Here is a 20,416-nt window from a genome sequence, read left to right as displayed (position 1 = left end):
TTAGACGCGGCTCATGTAATCTGCGTCAAAACTGCCCGGCAGCAAATCAGCAACGGTTGTATGCGCCGTCACGCCATCCACGGTCGTCAGGGTCACAACTACATCACCATCCGCGAACTCCGCGATTTTTTGACGGCAACCGCCACAGCAACTGATGGGTTTCGGGCTGTCAGCAATCACCGCGATCTCAGCGATACGTGTATCGCCTGCGGCAATCATCGCGGCAATCGCACCGGCCTCGGCGCATGTGCCTTCGGGATAGGCGACATTTTCTACGTTGCAGCCAGCATAGATGGCACCTGACGTCGCCTTAATAGCAGCACCTACTTTGAACTTTGAATAAGGGGCATAGGCGTTTTCACGCACAGCACGCGCTGTTTCGATAAGGGTCATCATTCTCTCCGTATTGGTTCACACAGAGTGATCTTTGACGCTTGCGGATGCAAGACCAGACAATGCGTAAACGAAACCAACAGGCGGCAATTTGACTGTCATTGCGTCGAATGATTTGCCAAATGCCCCTAAACTGTGATTAACGACAGCCAACAACTTCCGTTGCGGCATGAGAATGGTTTAACGTTAAACCATATTTGGAGGAACCGATGACAGACGACGCAAAAGACAGCACGCGGCAGGCAGCGCTGGACTATCACCAGTTCCCAAAACCCGGGAAACTTGAAATTCGCGCGACCAAGCCTTTGGCGAACGGTCGCGATCTGTCACGTGCTTACTCGCCCGGCGTCGCCGAAGCTTGTCTTGAGATCAAAGCAAACCCAGACACCGCCCGCGACTACACAACACGTGGTAACCTTGTTGGCGTTGTGACCAATGGCACTGCGGTTCTAGGCCTTGGAAACATTGGCGGATTGGCCTCAAAACCTGTCATGGAAGGCAAAGCGGTCCTATTCAAAAAGTTCGCCAATATCGATTGCTTTGATATTGAACTAAATGAACCCGATCCTGAAAAATTGGCCGATATCGTCTGCGCGCTCGAACCCACCTTCGGTGCGATTAACTTAGAAGACATCAAAGCGCCCGACTGCTTCATTGTCGAGAAAATCTGCCGTGAACGGATGAACATCCCCGTGTTCCACGACGATCAGCACGGTACCGCCATCGTTGTTGGTGCTGCCGCAACCAACGCGCTGCGCGTCGCGGGCAAGAAATTCGAAGACATCAAAATCGTCAGCACAGGCGGCGGCGCGGCTGGCATCGCATGTCTGAACATGCTGCTGAAACTTGGCGTAAAGCGTGAAAACGTGTGGCTGTGTGATATCGAAGGTCTTGTTTACAACGGCCGAGAAAAGGACATGACGCCGCAAAAAGCCGAATACGCCCAAGGCACAACAAAAGCCACATTGAACGATGTAATCGCTGGTGCTGACATGTTCCTTGGCCTGTCTGGCCCCGGTGTTTTGAAACCCGAAATGGTCGTGCAGATGACGGATGCGCCAATCATCTTTGCGCTGGCAAACCCCACGCCAGAAATCAGCCCCGATGACGCCCGCGCAGTGAAACCTGACGCGATCATCGCGACCGGCCGCAGCGATTTCCCGAACCAAGTCAACAACGTGCTGTGCTTCCCGTTCATCTTCCGCGGTGCGCTGGACGTTGGCGCGACCGACATCAACGACGAGATGAAGATCGCCTGCATCGAAGGTATCGCCGCCCTCGCCCGCGCAACGACAAGTGCCGAGGCAGCAGCAGCTTACACAGGTGAAAAGCTGACATTCGGTGCCGACTACCTGATCCCGAAACCCTTTGATCCACGCCTTATGGGTGTCGTCGCCAGCTCTGTCGCTAAGGCGGCAATGGAAACAGGCATCGCAACCCGCCCCATCGCGGATATGACCGCATATAAGGCAAACTTGGACGGATCCGTCTTTAAATCCGCGATGATCATGCGCCCCGTCTTTGACGCGGCACGCACTGTGACACGCAGCATTGTCTTTGCCGAAGGCGAAGACGAACGCGTGCTGCGCGCATCCCAAGCAATCATGGAAGAAACGACAGACACGCCAATCCTAATCGGTCGCCCCGACGTGATCGCCCAGCGTTGCGAACGTGCGGGCCTGAAAATCCGCCCCGGCGTTGATTTCAGCATCGTTAACCCAGAAAACGATCCGCGTTACCGCGATTACTGGGAAACCTACCACAACCTAATGGCCCGCAAAGGCGTGACGCCTGATCTGGCCAAGGCGATCATGCGGACAAACACCACAGCGATTGGCGCCGTCATGGTCCACCGCGGAGAGGCCGACAGCCTGATCTGTGGCACCTTTGGTCAATTCCGCTGGCACTTGAAATACGTGACCGAGATCCTCGGAAACCAGACCCTTCATCCGGTTGGTGCCCTGTCCCTGATGATCCTTGAAGATGGGCCATTGTTCGTGGCCGACACCCAAGTGCACTCGGAACCGACACCAGAACAAATCGCCGAAACCGTCATCGGGGCAGCCCGCCACGTGCGCCGCTTTGGGGTCGAACCCAAGATCGCGCTCTGTTCACACAGCCAATTCGGCAACCTCGATTGCGACACAGGCGTACGGATGCGTGCCGCAATGGCGATTCTCGACAGCCAACCGCGCGACTTTGCCTACGAGGGCGAAATGCACATCGATGCCGCGCTAGACGTCGAACTGCGCAACCGTGTCTTCCCAGACGCCCACCTTCCGGGCGCTGCAAACGTATTGATCTTTGCTAACACCGACGCCGCATCAGGCGTGCGCAACATCCTGAAAATGAAAGGCGGCGGGCTAGAGGTCGGACCGATCCTCATGGGCATGGGCAACCGCTGTCATATTGTTACACCATCCATCACGCCACGTGGATTGCTGAACATGTCGGCGCTCGCAGGAACACCGGTGGCACACTATGGCTGATGATCTGACACCTGTCATACTTTGCTTTAAATGGGGTAGCGGATACCCCTGCAAGTACACAAACATCCTGTATCGGGCTTTGACCGACATGATGAAAACGCCGTTTCGGTTCGTGTGTATGACCGATGACGCAGAGGGGCTGGCCGAAGGGATCGAAGTGGTGGAGTTTCCACCATTCGCCATGGAAAAATCAAAATGGCACCGGGGAATGTGGCCCAAGCTCTGCGCGTTTGCACCGGGTCTATTCACGCCGGGTACGCCAGTCATCATGATGGACGTGGACGTCGTGATCTTGCGTGACCTTACACCTCTATTTGACCACCTCACGACGGTCGGTGGGCTACATATTATCAAAGAAATCCCCGACACCTTGCCACGTACCTTTCCCAAACTATTCGGAAAGGAACTCAAATCGAATTCGTCGGTCGTAGGGTTCGTTGCGGAGACGCAGGACCACCTTTACCTAGAAAGCCACGACAAAAGTTTTGACGAACTGCGTCAGTTTAGAAATGATCAGGACTACATCCACGATCATGCCGCTGACAGGCACAGCTGGCCAATCGGTTGGATGCTGAGCTTCAAAAAAAGCCTCGCCTATCATTTCCCGGTCAATCTGGTGCGACCAATTAGCCGCCCCCAAGGCTACGTTGTCATTTTCCACGGCAAACCCGATCCTGACGAAATGACCAAAGGTCCGTTTAAACGCTGGGGAAGCCCCGAAAAATTCGGTTACTTTCCCGTGCGTTGGATCAAAGAATACTGGTTCAAGTACCTTCGAGATACTGATCATTAATAGCTATTCAGATGGTCTGAAAACTTTTTGACAACTTCCGCCGTAGCCCCTGCCGCCATGCTTGCAGGGGCGTCGCGTGCTGCGTAACACTTTCTCTCAGGTTGTTTTGGGAGGAACACATGGGATACGCGGACGTTTATGCAGCTTGGAAAGCTGACCCAGAGGCTTTCTGGATGGAACAAGCCCAAGCGATTGACTGGGTAACACCCCCTACTCGCGCCCTGAATGCCGATAACGCACCGCTGTATGAATGGTTCACCGACGCAAAGGTAAATACCTGCTACAACGCCGTCGACCGTCATGTGGAAAATGGCCGAGGCGAGCAGACCGCGATCATCTACGACAGCCCAATCACGCATACAAAGCGCGAGATTTCCTACGTCGAACTGCGTAACCGCGTTGCCAGTCTAGCCGGCGCCTTGCGCGCGAAGGGCGTCGAAAAAGGTGATCGCGTCATCATCTACATGCCGATGATCCCCGAAGCGCTCGAGGCGATGCTCGCTTGCGCCCGGCTGGGGGCAATTCATTCAGTCGTCTTCGGAGGGTTCGCGGCAAACGAACTGGCCGTACGGATCGACGATGCAAAACCCAAAGCCATCATCGCCGCCTCTTGCGGGATGGAGCCGGGACGTGTCGTGCATTACAAACCGCTACTGGACGGTGCCATTGAACTGGCCGACCATAAACCCGACTTCACAGTGATTTTTCAGCGCGAACAAGAGGTCGCCGAACTGATCCCCGGCCGCGACTATAACTGGCACGGCTTCCAATACGGTGTCGCCCCTGCTGAATGCGTTCCAGTGGCGGGCAATCACCCTGCCTACATCCTCTATACCTCTGGCACCACAGGCGCACCTAAAGGCGTTGTACGGCCGACAGCGGGCCATCTGGTCGCGCTCAACTGGACGATGAAGAACATCTACAACGTCGACCCTGGCGATGTCTTCTGGGCAGCGTCAGACGTGGGCTGGGTCGTGGGGCACAGCTATATCTGCTACGGGCCACTGATCCACGGCAACACAACGATTGTCTTCGAAGGCAAGCCCATCGGTACGCCCGATGCAGGTACATTCTGGCGGGTCATCGAGGAACATAACGTCAAATCATTCTTTACTGCACCCACAGCATTACGTGCCGTGAAACGCGAAGACCCAACCGGCGAATTCTTAAAGGATTACGACCTATCAGGCCTCAATGCGATCTATCTGGCAGGGGAACGTGCCGACCCAGACACGATCAAATGGACACAAGAAAAGACGGGCAAACCAGTCTATGACCACTGGTGGCAAACCGAAACCGGCTACACAATTGCAGGCAACCCAGCCGGGATCGAAGCAATGCCCGTCAAAATCGGATCACCCACCGTCGCGATGCCCGGCTATGATGTGCAAATCCTGGACGAGTCTGGCCACCCGGTCGCATCCGGTGAACTTGGCGCGATTGCGGTCAAACTGCCCCTGCCACCCGGCACGCTCCCCACGCTTTGGAATGCCGAAGACCGGTTCAAAAAATCCTACCTCGACGCCTTCCCCGGCTATTATGAAACCGGCGATGCCGGGATGATCGACGACGATGGATATCTCTACATCATGGCACGCACAGATGACGTGATTAACGTCGCCGGTCACCGGCTATCCACCGGGGCCATGGAAGAAGTCCTTGCCGCGCACCCAGACGTTGGGGAATGCGCTGTGGTCGGGGTGACGGATGAACTCAAAGGCCAACTGCCGCTTGGTTTCATCTGCCTCAACAAAGGCTGCGATCGACCGCACGACGAAATCATCAAAGAGGTCGTAAAATCCGTCCGCGACACCATCGGCCCCGTCGCGGCGTTTAAACTGGCCACGGTCGTAGACCGGCTCCCCAAGACGCGCTCGGGGAAAATCCTGCGCGGCACAATGGTCAAAATCGCCGACAACGCAGACTTCAAAATGCCAGCCACCATCGACGACCCGGCAATCTTGGAGGAAATCAGAGAAGCGTTAAAGCCGTTGGGCTATGCCAACGCATAAAACGCATCAGGTTAACTGCGTCGTTCTTTAAAATATGCCTGCACAGGCTTTACCAGCTCCTTCGCCTAAAGTGATGCAATCCGCACGCTTCGGGCGACGGCGCAATGCATGATGTGAGTTTATGGTTGTCAACTATGCGCGCGTTTGCCAAAAGTCATAAAAATTCACTGGATCGCAGCACAGCGCTGTACGATGTCGGTAGTAATCTATGTTTTATAAGTGCGATTTTATGCGCGTCTAAAGGCGATGCGGGATGAATAACGATCAAAAACAAAAAGATGTGTTCGCCGAACGTCTAAGTCGGATCGAAGAACGTAACAATGCAAGGCTTTCAGACCCGCCCCCCAAAACGCCACCCAAGCCACGTTATGGCGAAGATCAGCCACAAAGTTACGCGCTGCGAAACTTCTTTATTTGGTCAACGATTATCGCAGTGTGCGGCGGTGGTCTGTTCTATGGGTATAAGCAAATCCAACCAGGCGAAACTGTTTCGCTTGCGCACTTAGTGGAAGCAACAAAAACATATTTTAGCGGCTCAACGGGGATGGTCGACATGACAACGGGACGTGCCTCTCGTCGTACAGACGCCCCGCCACCTATGCGAGAGTTAACAGATTCGGGATGGACACTGCGTTCTCCAGCAGTAGCTACGCCCGATCAGTCTGAGGTAACGGTCGACCAAATCGCAATCGGATTTATAGAAACAACACGAGACACCATTCCTGGCGATCTAATTCCTTTTGATACCAACACCGAATGCACATTTCGCCGGCCTCAATCCTCCGAAGTCATCCAAAACGTTCGGATAGGTAGCAGCACAGCTGAGACTTCTGTTCATATGTTCAGCAAAGAGCAAATTGCCAGCGCACTTTCGGATCATATCGAGGGTTTGTTGACCCAAGTGTCCGGCCACTACAAGGTTGGCAAAATGGCCAGTGGACGCATGAAACCGGTTGATGTCTTTGTGACAGACGACACCGCCCCTGTTTACCTGATACTACAATCCAGCTCTAGCGATATCATTTGGAATGTACATCTTTCCGAAGGTGCTGAAATCGCTCATATCGCGATGATAGGGAACAATTCGGCGTTGGTGTCACCGCCTGGAAACCCAAGCTTCGAAGCGATAAGGGTAAGCGACTTTGTGCAAAACAACGAATTTGGATCCAATGATGAAGTTCGTCCTTGTATGGTTGCTCCGTGGCGCCAACCTCAAGAACATTGGCTTGGATATCAGAAGGCCCAAAAAGACAACGACCTTTATGAAAACCAAATGTATTCCTACAATACCGGTTACCGCGCTTACAACGCTTGGTTCACATCTACATTCGGGGCCGATGCAAGCACAAACTTGACGACCGCGTCCAAAGCAGCTCATGTGATCGCCGGACCGGTGGCTAGTTCTCCCATTCAGTTCACCCCGTTCACGGGCCAAGCCATCTATCACACGCCAAGCGACTTTGTCGTAGTCAGTGACGAAGCGCGTCAAGAGTCACATGATACCCTGCTTATGCAAGCTATAGGTGGCGACATCGCATTACTTAACCCCGATCCAATGGAGGTATCTGGTCAATGAGGGGCTTCAGCATTCTAGCAAGTGTAATTGGTCTTGCTATCGCCGCAGTCTGGTACATCCCAGCGATGTATTGGGGTTATCAAATCACCAATGAATCCCAAAAAATGGTCGCGGGCGAAGAATCAAACTTTGCAAACTTGTTGCGCGGCCCGGCCCCTCTTCGTTGGCTAAGGGATCGGGCTGAACTAAAAAACACCTATTCCGAAGATGAACTAAATGGTGAACGTACCGTCTCCTATTCGGTGTCTCTTCCATTCTCAGAGATCATGAAACCCGGCGAAGAAATGCCTGACGAAGCCTACTATGATCTTTATGCCATAGCCCGTGCTCCACAGTTTTTGTCCGAATATTGTGTCGAAATCTTGGGGAATTTCGCCAAATCCTGCGATGTGGGAAGGGTCAGAGGCGAAGTGAACCGTGAAGGTGTCGCTACTATGCAGGGCGAACTCAATTACATTCCGGCCTACGACTACGGTGATCCCTCAACGGTAGAAAATGGTGACCTTGTTCGTGCACGGGTTACGATTTTGGATCGATATGAAAGCGAACGTCCAAACTCTCCTGAAACCCGTGCCGAAGTCTTGGCTGCGGCAATCACGCTGTGTGAAGCGGTCAAACAAACTTTCGGCAACTGCATGATAACAGACATCAACCTAAGGCCCCACACGAACTACCGAGATGAAGCCGAAATGCTGTCTGCCACCGCATCGATCACCATTCTCGCGGACAAGACGCAGTATCGCTCAGACTCTGTACAGGCAGAGGTAAACCGCGTCGCAGAACGCGTTTTGTAAGTCGATTTGCATTCTTTCCAAAGGATGAAAATAAAGACGAAGCTCTCGCCCGACAAGTTTATCGCATACCAAACCATTAGCGAGCTTATCGGGTGGGACTTCGAGAAAACCCGCCACGCACCTGACTACAAAGTCCATATGGTACTACGCCAAATTGACTAGGGGCTATTATCGCCAATAAACCGTCCCCGATCTGCACTGCGACGCTATCCGTAAATGCAAGTTTAGTAGTGCTTTCACCTGATGATCTACTTCCAATTCTTGGCAAACCATCCATTCGTGCGACTGCCACCTCATGGGCTCAGGATCACCCCAAGCCAATACTAAAACAGCAGTCTAGCGGGTAATACTCACACTCATCGCTCTAATTGTACTGCTCCCATGACGACGCACAGGAAACATATCTCGAAGACTGACAACGCGTCTTTATGACGCTATCAACACACCATGAAATCAACCGACCTAGCTTTAACCCAAACCCATATTCGTTTTATGAATCGCCGATTTCCGTGCACCATTGGGCGCGGTGGTTTGACGGCTGACAAGGTCGAGGGCGATGGCGCGACCCCGCGTGGTTCCCATCGGATCGTCGAGATGTTGTATCGGGCGGATCGCATGGTGCAGCCAGTGTCTTGGGCACGCCCTATCGGGCCTGCTGATTTGTGGTCGGATGATGTGAATGACCACGCCTACAACAGTCAGGTGCGCGCGCCACATGCGTTTAGCCACGAACGCCTGCGCAGGTCAGATCCGATGTATGATCTTATCTTGATTACCGATTGGAACTATCAAAAGGCTACACCGGGCAAGGGATCGGCGATCTTTATCCATCAATGGCGCGGGCCCGGGCGGCCAACCGCAGGCTGCATCGCATTCAGGCGCGATCATTTGCGTTGGATCGCACAGCGCATCACGCCACAATCACGGCTTGTTATCGCATAACGTCTGGACCTTGTGTCATGATCAGTGCCAAACGGATCTCAAATAACACGAAAGACCAAAGCGCAATGACACCCGAAGATATCGAAAAACTCCCCTATCGCCCCTGTGTAGGGATCATGCTTGCGAACACACGTGGGCATATTTTTGTGGGACAACGGATCGACCGCGATACGGATGCTTGGCAGATGCCGCAGGGGGGCGTCGACAAGGGTGAAAAAACCTATGACGCGGCATTGCGCGAACTAGAAGAAGAAACAGGCGTAACCACCAACCTTGTAAGCTTAGATGCAGAAAGCGAAGGCCTCATTCCTTATGATTTACCGCATGATCTGGTGCCAAATATCTGGAAAGGGCGCTACCGTGGGCAAGAACAAAAATGGTATCTCTTCCGCTTCCACGGCACTGATGACCAGATCAACATTGTGACCGAGCATCCAGAATTTTCGTCTTGGAAATGGATTCCTTCGAATGAATTAGTCGACGCGATTGTACCGTTCAAACGTGCCGTCTACGCGCAGGTACTCGAAGAATTCAAAGATAAACTATGAAAATCTGATTTTTAAGCAGCGCACGCCAAGGAACCCAGGACCGCAAACGTCATTATTTGAGCAGGCACCGTTTTTGCCTTTGATAGATGGAGATACCTATGAAACCGATCTTTCTAGCCGCCGCTTGCGCGATGATCGCAGGGCAAGCACAAGCCCTAAGCTGTATGCGCCCTGATCCGATTTCGACATTTAACCAAGTGGCCGCCTCATCGGATAATTACTATGTGCTGTACGGTACGTTGACCTTTGATGAATCCGCCTTGCCGCCTGTGCTAAGCAATAAAAGAAACGAAGCCCCTGCCCCGATCTCAGCCCGTTTCAATGGCAAAGGGCTGACCTACGACGGTTTTACATCCGACTATATCAGCCCCGCATTTTTGCAGGTGGACTGTGTCGCAAATTACTGCGGCTCAGCACAAAGCGGCATCGAAGCATTGTATTTCGCCCGTGCAGAAAACAGCCCCGTGGTCATGACCGCAGGCGCATGTGGCGGGATGATTTTCCCGGAACCATCACAGGCCGTGCTTGATCAGCTCACGACCTGTATGCAAGGCGGTACATGCTCAGCGCAATCGCTCCAATAGACTAAATGACGGGTGCCCGTCTTGGGGCAGGCCACGTGACGCTTGATAGGCCTTGATCGCAGCGCGTGTATTCGGGCCAATCTGCCCGTCTACACCGCCCGTCGAAAACCCTGCATTGGTCAGACGCTGCTGCAATTCAGTCCGCTCTGCACGGCGCAAACGGCGCTCACCTACCGGCCACTGCGCGCGTAGGGGGTCCATACCGCGAATGCGGTCACCCAGATGCCCAACACCGATAATATACGCCTCGGCGTTGTTATAGCGCGAGATCACATCGAAATTTCGGAAAACAAGGAACGCAGGTCCACCAGCCCCGGTCGGCGTGATGAGTGACGCATCGCCATAGTTGGGAACCGCCCGCCCGTTCACATCGCCAACACCAGCCTGCGCCCATGCCGCAGGACTACGGGTCACACTGCGACCTGTTTGGCTAAAGTCAAACCCGCTTGGCAGTAACACTTCAACACCCCAAGGCTGCCCTTTTTGCCAACCGAACCGTCGGAAATACGCAGCCGTAGATGCCAACGCATCGCTTGGGTCATCCGCCCAAATATCGCGGCGTCCGTCGCCAGTGAAATCAACGGCATAGGCCTCATAGGATGTCGGAATGAATTGGGTGTGCCCCATCGCACCAGCCCATGATCCGGTCATATTCTGCGGAGCAACATCGCCGTTTTGCAAGATCTTCAACGCAGCAATCAATTGGCTTTCAAAGAACCGTCCGCGACGCCCGTCATAGGCAAGGGTCGCAAGGGTGGAAATCAACGGCGTGCTGCCACGCCTTTGGCCATAGTTGCTTTCCATTCCCCACACGGCCAGCACCACATGTGGTTCAACGTTATAGGTCGCTTCGATCAGCGATAATAGCCGACCGTGCTGCTGCAACATTGCCCGACCATTGCGGACGCGATCATCCGACGCCGCGGTGGACATGTAATCCGCTAATGGCTTTACAAATTCTGACTGGTTTCGGTCGCGATCAATACTGTCTTGCAGATATTGCGCACCCTGAAATGCCGCATTGAACGTCCGATCCGAAACCCCAGCCGCATTAGCCCTAGACCGGAAATTCGCGATCCAATTTCCAAATCCACGTGCATCAGCCAATACTGGATTTGTCGTTCCTAGCGCGGCCAAACTCGCCGCGATGAAGTGCCTGCGTTTCATCTTACTCAACCTCACTATTTTAGGCACAACTTAATGCAGTCACACCATGTTCGACAATCAACTTAATGCTATCTGTCAGCTATAGTCAGTTACATGCTTGTTGCGGCTGTGCATCGCTGCTCCTGAAGGCTACGCTAACGCTATGAAACCCATCACCGATCCTAAAGTTCAAGCCGCCTATGATGCGTTCCCGGCTGATGCCCGCGCATCAGCAATAATCCTGCGGGATCTTATTTTTCAGGTCGCCAAGGATATTCCAAAGGTTGGAACGCTGACAGAAACGTTGAAATGGGGTCAACCATCATATCTAACCGCCACCAGTAAATCAGGCACAACCCTGCGGATCGGGGCAACCAAAACCGGCGGATGCGCGATTTATGCCCACTGCGCAACCAACGTGATCAGCACCTACGCAGATACATTTCCGGACCTCGACCAAATCGAAGGCAACCGCGCAGTACATTTCAAACACAGCCAAGACATCGTGCCAGATCGGATCAAGCTCTTGATCCGGCACGCGCTAACCTATCATCTTTAATGCCGCGTGCGCTTGACCTTGCGGGCCGTTTTAGCAGCTTTTTTACGTGCAGACCCAACTTTGCGGCGTGCAGGTTTCCCGCGACCACGAACAGGACCGCGCGGCATTGTCCGGTCGTCGATTGATAGCAATTCAACAATCAATCCACCGGTAACTGGCGCAGCTTCCGTGAGTTTTACCGTAACCCGTTGCCCAAGCGAGATCATAAGCCCAGTATCGGACCCCATCAGCGTTTGGCTTTCTGCATCAAAATGGAAATACTCACGCCCCAAGGTCCGAATAGGCACCATGCCGTCCGCACCGGTTTCATCCAGCTTCACGAAAACACCAAACTTGGCGATCCCGCTAATACGGCCTGTCATTTCAGCACCAATGCGATCAGACAAGAACGCCGCAAGGTAACGATCTGTCGTGTCGCGCTCGGCTGTCATTGACCGACGTTCCGTGTCCGAGATCAGCTTGGCGGTGTCGGGCAGGTGTTCGACATCCCAAGGGCTTAGCCCGTCGTCACCCCAACCGTGTGACGCAATCAGCGCGCGGTGCACAATCAAATCTGAATAGCGACGGATCGGCGATGTGAAATGGGCATAGGCCCGCAATGCCAGCCCAAAATGCCCGAAATTTTCTGGGTTATAGTAGGCTTGGGTCATCGACCGCAGCGTCGCGATATTCACCAGCTCTGCGTTTTCAGTATCCTTTGCTTGGCTCAGCAATCGGTTCAAGTGGGCTGTTTTCAATACCTGTCCCTTGGCCAAAACCAAGCCAGACGCATGCGCAACCTCGCGCAGCGCATCCAGTTTATCTGCGTTCGGTTCTTCGTGAACGCGGAACAACAGCGGCGACTTTTTAGTAACCAACGCTTCGGCAGCGGCGACATTGGCCAAGACCATGAATTCTTCGATTAAGCGGTGTGCGTCCAACCGTTCTTTGAAGTTCACTGAACTGACCTTGCCATTATCATCCAGAACGATCTGACGCTCAGGTAGATCAAGCTCAAGCGGCTGGCGCTGTTCGCGGGCCTTTGTCAGGGCATCATAAGCAGCATAAAGCGGGCGAATAATGGCATCCAGCAATGGCGCGACCTTGTCGTTCACACGACCATCCATTGCGTCTTGGACTTCTTCGTAATTCAACGACGCAACAGATTTCATCAAGCCACGGTGGAATTCATGGCCGATCATGTTGCCAGCGGCATCAATCCGCATCGCGACGGCCAAACAGGCGCGCTCAACACCTTCGTGCAGCGAACACAGATCACCCGACAACCGATCCGGCAGCATTGGTACCACCCGGTCAGGGAAATATGTCGAATTCCCGCGCTTGCGCGCCTCGATATCTAATTCAGACCCCGGTGTGACGTAATGTGCAACGTCTGCAATCGCGACCCAGATGACAAAGCCATCGGCATTCTTTGGGTCAGGGTCAGACTCAACAAAACAAGCATCATCGTGATCGCGGGCATCCCATGGGTCAATCGTGACCAAAGGCATATCGCGCAGGTCCTTACGACCCTTTAGGCCCGCGGGGCTGGCTGCGTCAGCCTCGGCTACCACTGCATCCGGGAAATGATCAGGAATACCATGTTGATGGATCGCAATCAGTGACACGGCGCGCGGTTCTGTTGGATCGCCAAGAACGGCAACGATACGCGCCTTGGGCAGGCCCATGCGGCCCTTGGGTCCAGCTTGTTCTGCTTCGACCAATTCGCCATCTTTGGCACCGCCCGTCGCGCCTGCAGCAACGGTCCACTGCTTGTCTGCGCCCTTATCAATCGGAAGCACGCGACCACCTTCAGATTCAGCACGAAACACGCCCAATATCCGCATCGGGTTTGTCCCGATACGCCGGATCATGCGGGCGGTATGGCTATGGTGCTCTGTTTTATCGACAGTCAAACGACCCAATATCCGATCGCCCTTCCCAAGGGCCGGATCACTAGACCGCAACATCATCAAGATCACAGGCTCTGCGCCTTCGCCCTTCCATTCAAGCGGGCGGGCAAACAGGTCACCATCAGCATCAGGTCCGGTGATTTCCAACACAGACACAGGTGGCAAATCTTCTGCATCGCGGTAACTGCTACGACGTTTCGTCAGCTTACCTTCTTCCTCAAGTTCCTTGAGCAAACGTTTTAAATCAATACGGGCTGCACCCTTAATGCCAAAGGCTTTCGCAATATCGCGCTTCGCAGCTTTGGTTGGGTTCTGGGCGATCCATTCAAGGATCTCGGACTTTGAGGGGATACGTGTCATGCGCCAGCCCTAGCACGGAAAAATAAGGGCGTCACGGGGATTGAATACCGCGTACAAAGACACAAGCGGCAAAGAGCCGCTGTAACCGTATTTTGTTTCAGTCGCTTACGATGGCCCGGTTTCTATACTACTCTGGAAGCTGAAAATAATTAGGGCGTGCAATTCAGTAATGATTGAAAAATTTGTCAGAGTTCTCGTTCCTGCGGTCGCACTGATCATTGGTATGCTTGTGGTCTACGCTATCGCTATCGCACTGAAGGTCGACACAGTCAGCATGGCGTTTTTGTTTGGGTTTCCTGCCGTCTCAGGCGTCGTGATTATGCATTTCAAACCGAGAGACACCTTTAAAAGCTTCACCAACAGCGTGGGTTGGCTTGTTGGAATTGTTTTCTTTTCCGTGGCAGGATCATTTATCACAGGACAAGAAGGCCTTTTGTGCATCGCAGTAGCTATCGTTCCAATACTGCTAGGCGCCTTAGCGGGCGGCTTTATCTACCTTCTGCTCTTGCGCTGGAAAGACGACAGCAAAGGTGCGTTGAAGGCCGTCACAATACCGATTGTTGCACTGGCCATACTCGGGATGCCGCACAAGGAAGCACAAATTTACACCATCACGAACGAGATCATAATTGATGCGCCAGCAGCAACCGTCTTCAATATGATCAAAACGATCCCAGACATATCGCCCGATGAAATACCAACGCGCGCCTCGCATCTTTTGGGAGTGCCAAAACCCACAGCAGCAATCTGGGAAGAAACAACCAGCGGCGCTGTGCGCCATTCGTTTTGGGGGAATGACGTCCACTTTCGCGAAGTTATCACCAACATCGAAGATAATCGTCTAATCGCTTGGGACTTTGCATTCCCCAAAGGTTGGGTCGCCGATGGCATCGAAGACCCACATGTCAAAGTCGGCGGTCGCTATTTTAACGTGGTTTCTGGAGAATATGTTCTAACCGAAATCAACGGACAAACGCGTCTCTCGCTTACAACGCGCACTTACGATAATTCGGGTTTAGGCGCCTACGCAGAATTCTGGCATCACTTCTTCTTTGAAGACTTTCACGAAGTCATTCTGCACCTCGTAAAAACCCGTACCGAAGCACCAATTTGAAGGGGTAACCAGCTGCTAATAACCGCAGGTCGGGTGCCGTACGCTCTTAAGAAACCTATCTACGACAGGATTGCGCAACGTCCCGATGAACACCCAAGCCTAGCGCGAAGTTTGGACGATGTTTTTGGGAGCATCGATCGCAAAGAAGAAAAGTCTTTTTATCCGTTCTAGAACTGCCGCCATCCAATAAATTTGTCGCGTATTTGGTGGAAAATTTATAACTAAAAGCACTGCCCGACTAGCTCAGCGCGGCCATGCCATCCTAAAACGCGCGCACCATATCCTTATGCGGTATCCCTGCGTCGTCGTAGAACGGCCCTTCAGCGACAAAGCCTAGCTTTTCGTAGAAACCTATCGCGTGGTCTTGGGCGCTTAATTTGGCGCGGTTGATGCTTGGGATAGTGCGCAGGTGATCGATAGCTGCTAAAACCAGTTTCGCGCCAAGTCCTGTTCCACGTTGGGCCTTCAACACACATATCCGGCCGATTTTCCCCGTATCACCAACAATCAACAAACGGGCGGTACCAACGGCCCGGCCATCGACGGTAGCAAGCAGATGGATAGCACTGTCATCCAGATCATCCATTTCCTCGGCCTCAGAGATACCCTGTTCATCCATAAACACAGCACGGCGCAGCGCGATGCAGGGTGCGTAATCCGTAACGACACTGATCATGCGAAATAATCCGTCAGGATGCGTTTATAGATCGCCTTGAGCTGACTAATCTGCGCGACCAACACGCGTTCATCGACCTGATGCATAGTCTTACCAACAAGCCCAAATTCGACAACCGGGCAATGATTTTTCACGAAACGCGCATCCGAAGTGCCCCCGGATGTAGATAGCTCTGGTGTACGTCCAGTCTCGGCCTTGACGGCATTTCCAATCAAGTCAGATAAATCGCCCGGCGGCGTGACAAAGCTTTCGCCAGACACTTTGACCTTAGTATCAATATCAACGCCAAAGGTGCCTTTGATCTGCGCGACTTCCTCAGCAAACCAATCAATAATCGACTGACTGCTGTGCGCGTCGTTGAAACGGACATTCACTGCGGCGGTACATGACGCGGGGATCACGTTGGTTGCCGGGTTGCCCGTGTCAATCGTAACCACAGCCAATGTCGACGGGTCGAAATGATCCGTCCCTTCGTCCAACACATGCGACGATAACCGGTCCACCAAACGCGCCATCGCCGGCAACGGGTTGTTGGCGCGGTGCGGATAGGCCGAATGCCCCTGCTCACCATTCACAGTAAACCAAGCCGTCAACGACCCGCGTCGCCCGATCTTCATGGTTTCACCCATCTCGCTTGGACAGGTCGGCTCGCCCACAAGGCAAACAGACATTACTTCATTGTTCGCGGCCATCCAGTCAAGCAAAGCAGTTGTACCGTCCAGCGCATCCGCCTCTTCATCGCCAGTGATCGCGAGCACAACAGCGCCGTCAGGCGGGGTATCTTGCACAAAATCAATGGCAGCCGCCGCAAATGCTGCAACACCCGATTTCATATCAGTCGCGCCACGACCGTACATGTACCCGTCTTTGATTTCCGCGCCGAACGGGTCAACCGTCCAATCATCCTGGTTACCAATCGGCACAACATCCGTGTGACCATTAAACCCAAACGTCCGGTTCGCACCCTGACGCCCCCAACGGGCATAAAGATTAGCAATACCACCGCGATCAACACGTGTGCAGGTAAACCCACCCTCGGTTAGTAGCTTTTCCAACAACACAAGCGCCCCCCCCTCAACCGGGGTCACCGAAGGGCAACGAATTAGATCGGCGGTCAAAGCAACGGGATCGATAGGCATAAACAGGTCTCCTTTGCGCTATGGCTAGCCGTTGCCGCCAAAGGATGCAATTTTGAATTGGGCACAAACGCACGAATAGAAATAATCAAAAAAACCCGCCGCAGTTTCCTGCGACGGGGTGGTTTCGTAACGCCTAAGCGGTGACTTATTCGTCGCCGCCTTTAAGAGCCGCACCAAGGATATCACCCAAGGATGCGCCAGAGTCAGAAGAACCGAACTGTTCAACTGCTTCTTTTTCTTCAGCGATTTCGCGTGCTTTGATCGACAGACCCAGCTTGCGTGTCTTGGAATCGATGTTGGTGACGCGAACGTCGACCTTGTCGCCTACGCCGAAACGCTCTGGACGCTGCTCTGCACGGTCACGGGACAGGTCAGAACGACGGATGAAGGATTTCGCGCCTTCATAGTCAACTTCGATGCCGCCATCTTCGATCTTAGTCACTTCAACAGTGATGATCGAACCGCGCTTCACGCCGCCAACAGCTTCTGCGAACGGATCACCGTCCAGTGCTTTGATGGACAGAGAAATACGCTCTTTCTCAACGTCAACTTCAGCAACCTTTGCTTTCACAACGTCACCTTTGCGGAAATCGCCGATGACGTCTTCGCCGCGGCCTTCCCATGTCAGGTCAGACAGGTGAACCATGCCGTCGATGTCGCCTTCAAGGCCAATGAACAGACCGAATTCGGTGATGTTCTTGACTTCGCCTTCGACTTCAGTGCCCTCAGGGTGTGTCTCAGCAAAGACTTCCCATGGGTTGCGCTGTGTCTGCTTCAGGCCAAGTGAAACGCGACGCTTAGCAGAGTCGATTTCCAGAACCATGACTTCAACTTCTTGCGAAGTAGACACGATTTTGCCTGGGTGTACGTTTTTCTTTGTCCAAGACATTTCAGAAACGTGCACAAGACCTTCAACACCAGCTTCCAGCTCAACGAATGCGCCGTAATCAGTGATGTTTGTCACGCGACCCTGATGAACAGAACCAAGGCTGAATTTCGCTTCAACAGCATCCCATGGATCGTCCTGCAGCTGCTTCATGCCAAGGCTGATACGGTGGGTTTCTTTGTTGATCTTGATGACCTGCACCTTGATCGTCTCACCAATTGTGAGGATCTCGGATGGGTGGTTCACACGGCGCCATGCCATGTCAGTCACGTGCAGCAGACCGTCAACACCGCCAAGGTCAACGAACGCACCGTATTCGGTGATGTTCTTGACGACGCCGTCAACTTCTTGGCCTTCAGTCAGGTTGCCGATAACTTCGGCGCGCTGCTCAGCACGAGACTCTTCAAGGATAGCACGACGAGAAACAACGATGTTGCCACGACGACGGTCCATTTTCAGGATCTGGAACGGCTGCTTAAGACCCATCAATGGGCCCGCATCGCGTACAGGGCGTACATCAACCTGAGAACCCGGCAAGAACGCAACCGCGCCGCCCAGATCTACAGTGAAACCACCTTTAACGCGGCCAAAGATTGCGCCATCGACGCGCTCTTCGTCAGCATATGCTTTTTCCAGACGATCCCAAGCTTCCTCACGGCGCGCCATCTCACGAGAGATAACAGCTTCGCCTTTGGCGTTCTCAACTTGGCGCAGGAACACTTCTACAGTGTCACCAACAGCCAGTTCAGCGTCTTCACCTGGGTTTGCGAATTCTTTAAGATCAACGCGGCCTTCCATTTTGTAGCCTACGTCGATGATAGCTTGGCCAGCCTCGATTGAGATGACTTTGCCTTTGACAACCGAACCTTCAGCCGGTGTGTCCATTTCGAAGCTTTCGTTCAAGAGTGCTTCAAACTCTTCCATTGTATTAGCCATGTGGCGTCGTTTTCCTAACGTTTTGGTTTTATACGGGCCGAGCGGTTGTCTCCGCCGGTCTTTGGATTTCAGTTGGTCTAGGCATCATAACGGACATAAAACAACAGGGCCGGTTAATCCCCGACCCCGCTCAAGTCTCACGCCCGCACCTGTTCCGATGCTTCGACAGGGCGGCGTATAGGCCCGTTTGCCCAAGTTTGCAAGGGATTTTGACTCATTCCTCTCTATCAATCACAAACCCCGCCCGGACCTCGGGGTGGGTACGAAGCGCCCTCCCCATGAGGGAGGGTGAAGCCCGTCTTGGAAATGGTCCAGTGGACCATTTCAGGGGCGAACGGGCGGAGCCCCGGACCGGGGCGCTGCCTTTGCATTCGCAAAGGCATATGGTGCAGTCCATTCCAACGGCAGCTGTGAGCCCACTTTGACCGATGCAGCGTTATGCATGGATGTCCGCTAACAAAGGACAGCCTAAAACCTTCAACAACCACTTGGGTTTTGAACAGGTTTTTTGGCAGCGTCAAAACGGGCCGATTTTACATGTGCCAAAAAGGAGCGTTTGTTGAAGCGTATTCTCAGCAGAGGGTAGATCATCAATGCTCTATCAAGTATCCAACAGAAATGTATGTGAGGGTAGTTCATTGAAAAACGTTCTTTTAGTTGTTGGATTGGTGATTGTTAGTTTTGTTGCCTATAGCTTTTACAGCACTTCTGTCACTCAAAGTGCTGACGGCACTATACCAGATGTAGACCCTACTGATTATTTCATCTCGGTTCAGGCAACGCCAGTTAGCGATTACGTTGTGTCGTTAGTTGTGACAACAAACATACCTCTCCCTGTGGAAGTCATGGCGGGTGTTTCAGCAAAGGGTCAAGCGCCAACAGACACATTCATTGGCGTGTCCAAGCGTATAGAATTAACTTCACCTGAGCAGACTATCGAACTTGATGGGAGGTCTGAAAGTCTGCCGTCTGGCGAGTACACAGCAGACGTCACATTCTATCCTCGTTGGGGGGCGGAAAATGGGACGGAACAAGCCAAAACCATCGAGCAGGAAATTATTGGTGCTGTTGATGTCACCCTAAGCGGATCAGGCGAAAGCAGAGATCAAGCTGATCAACGTAATGTTGCACAAAAATGGGTTATGGAGAACGTTTCTGTTGGCACAGTTTGGAACGAAAGCCAGTTTGTTCAAAGGATGGGGCAGTTTGAGAAATCTGCTTCTACGTTGAACCTCCATGATGCTTTCTTCTTCCCCGAAACAGATATGACCATCATCGTTAGCCGCGTGAACAATACAATTGCTACATGGCGTTTGGGCGAAGCAACCCAATAGGGGGTTATTTTGAACCTTCCCAAAACGACCGTTTGTTGAACGATCCAAGAAAGCGGACCTTGACGCACGTGCAACCAACGTCGGTTTTGTCCAGCACAGCCGACATTCACAAAATCCTAACAATCCTTAACGCACACCCCATTAACCAGCCTACCCCACCTCAAAACCACACAACCAGCCATACGCTGTGCATACGCAAAACATACGCGATGCAGACCGGGTATTTCTCATATTTTTAAGGTA

General features: G+C 53.0%; 17 protein-coding genes. 11 read left to right on the top strand and 6 right to left on the bottom strand.

The genetic code is table 11. The features are described 5' to 3' along the window. Positions 1–393, bottom strand: a complete 393-nt coding sequence (locus CLV80_RS07570; protein WP_106356548.1) for a cytidine deaminase — start codon at positions 391–393, stop codon at positions 1–3. Between the two features lie 209 nt (positions 394–602). Here CLV80_RS07570 and CLV80_RS07565 point away from each other — a divergent pair, with 209 nt between their 5' ends. The 8 genes from CLV80_RS07565 to CLV80_RS07530 all read left to right on the top strand — a co-directional run bounded on the left by CLV80_RS07565 (position 603) and on the right by CLV80_RS07530 (position 10,131). Then, the gene (locus CLV80_RS07565) at positions 603–2,882 is read left to right on the top strand and encodes an NADP-dependent malic enzyme (RefSeq protein ID WP_106356546.1); all 2,280 of its coding nucleotides are present in this window, start codon (positions 603–605) and stop codon (positions 2,880–2,882) included. After that, positions 2,875–3,675 (top strand): hypothetical protein, encoded by an 801-nt coding sequence (locus tag CLV80_RS07560; RefSeq protein WP_106356544.1) that lies wholly within the window; start codon positions 2,875–2,877, stop codon positions 3,673–3,675. Before CLV80_RS07565 ends, CLV80_RS07560 begins: the two co-directional genes overlap by 8 nt. A gap of 119 nt (positions 3,676–3,794) precedes the next feature. Then, a complete protein-coding gene (gene prpE / locus CLV80_RS07555; RefSeq protein WP_106356542.1) occupies positions 3,795–5,687 on the top strand; it encodes a propionate-CoA ligase PrpE in 1,893 nt (630 codons plus the stop codon). 253 nt (positions 5,688–5,940) lie between these two features. After that, positions 5,941–7,263: a hypothetical protein gene (locus CLV80_RS07550; RefSeq protein WP_106356540.1), complete on the top strand. Its 1,323-nt coding sequence runs from the start codon at positions 5,941–5,943 to the stop codon at positions 7,261–7,263. Continuing rightward, a complete protein-coding gene (locus tag CLV80_RS07545; RefSeq protein ID WP_106356538.1) occupies positions 7,260–8,057 on the top strand; it encodes a hypothetical protein in 798 nt (265 codons plus the stop codon). Before CLV80_RS07550 ends, CLV80_RS07545 begins: the two co-directional genes overlap by 4 nt. A gap of 447 nt (positions 8,058–8,504) precedes the next feature. Continuing rightward, positions 8,505–8,999 (top strand): L,D-transpeptidase family protein, encoded by a 495-nt coding sequence (locus tag CLV80_RS07540; RefSeq protein WP_106356536.1) that lies wholly within the window; start codon positions 8,505–8,507, stop codon positions 8,997–8,999. Positions 9,000–9,064: 65 nt separating this feature from the next. Further along, positions 9,065–9,547 carry an RNA pyrophosphohydrolase gene (locus tag CLV80_RS07535; protein WP_106356942.1) on the top strand — a complete coding sequence of 161 codons (483 nt, stop codon included), beginning with the start codon at positions 9,065–9,067 and terminating at the stop codon, positions 9,545–9,547. Between the two features lie 98 nt (positions 9,548–9,645). Next, complete coding sequence (locus CLV80_RS07530) at positions 9,646–10,131, top strand: hypothetical protein (protein WP_106356534.1); 486 nt, start codon at positions 9,646–9,648, stop codon at positions 10,129–10,131. Here CLV80_RS07530 and CLV80_RS07525 read toward each other — a convergent pair. Next, entirely contained in the window at positions 10,111–11,298 is a 1,188-nt protein-coding gene (locus CLV80_RS07525; RefSeq protein ID WP_106356532.1) for a lytic murein transglycosylase, read from the bottom strand. The genes CLV80_RS07530 and CLV80_RS07525 overlap by 21 nt on opposite strands. A 142-nt stretch (positions 11,299–11,440) precedes the next feature. On the opposite strand from CLV80_RS07525, the gene CLV80_RS07520 reads away from it, so the two are divergent. Continuing rightward, positions 11,441–11,836: a DUF1801 domain-containing protein gene (locus tag CLV80_RS07520; RefSeq protein WP_106356530.1), complete on the top strand. Its 396-nt coding sequence runs from the start codon at positions 11,441–11,443 to the stop codon at positions 11,834–11,836. Here CLV80_RS07520 and rnr read toward each other — a convergent pair. After that, positions 11,833–14,088 carry a ribonuclease R gene (gene rnr, locus CLV80_RS07515; protein ID WP_106356528.1) on the bottom strand — a complete coding sequence of 752 codons (2,256 nt, stop codon included), beginning with the start codon at positions 14,086–14,088 and terminating at the stop codon, positions 11,833–11,835. The genes CLV80_RS07520 and rnr overlap by 4 nt on opposite strands. 169 nt (positions 14,089–14,257) lie before the next feature. Between rnr and CLV80_RS07510 the strand changes: the two genes are divergently transcribed. After that, positions 14,258–15,202: a polyketide cyclase/dehydrase gene (locus CLV80_RS07510; RefSeq protein ID WP_106356526.1), complete on the top strand. Its 945-nt coding sequence runs from the start codon at positions 14,258–14,260 to the stop codon at positions 15,200–15,202. Between the two features lie 262 nt (positions 15,203–15,464). Here the strand turns inward: CLV80_RS07510 and CLV80_RS07505 are convergent, their stop codons facing one another. The 3 genes from CLV80_RS07505 to rpsA form a co-directional block, all read right to left on the bottom strand. Further along, on the bottom strand, positions 15,465–15,878 hold the full coding sequence (locus CLV80_RS07505) for a GNAT family N-acetyltransferase (protein ID WP_106356525.1): 414 nt from the start codon (positions 15,876–15,878) through the stop codon (positions 15,465–15,467). Beyond that, a complete protein-coding gene (gene dapE / locus CLV80_RS07500; RefSeq protein WP_106356523.1) occupies positions 15,875–17,017 on the bottom strand; it encodes a succinyl-diaminopimelate desuccinylase in 1,143 nt (380 codons plus the stop codon). Before dapE ends, CLV80_RS07505 begins: the two co-directional genes overlap by 4 nt. Before the next feature lie 145 nt (positions 17,018–17,162). Next, entirely contained in the window at positions 17,163–18,839 is a 1,677-nt protein-coding gene (gene rpsA / locus CLV80_RS07495; protein ID WP_275425367.1) for a 30S ribosomal protein S1, read from the bottom strand. 638 nt (positions 18,840–19,477) lie between these two features. Here rpsA and CLV80_RS07490 point away from each other — a divergent pair. Continuing rightward, on the top strand, positions 19,478–20,173 hold the full coding sequence (locus CLV80_RS07490) for a hypothetical protein (RefSeq protein ID WP_106356519.1): 696 nt from the start codon (positions 19,478–19,480) through the stop codon (positions 20,171–20,173). The last annotated feature ends 243 nt before the right edge of the window (positions 20,174–20,416 follow it).

The organism is Yoonia maritima (assembly GCF_003003285.1).
GTDB classification, from domain to species: Bacteria; Pseudomonadota; Alphaproteobacteria; order Rhodobacterales; family Rhodobacteraceae; genus Yoonia; species Yoonia maritima.
This window is presented reverse-complemented; position numbering and strand designations above follow the sequence as displayed.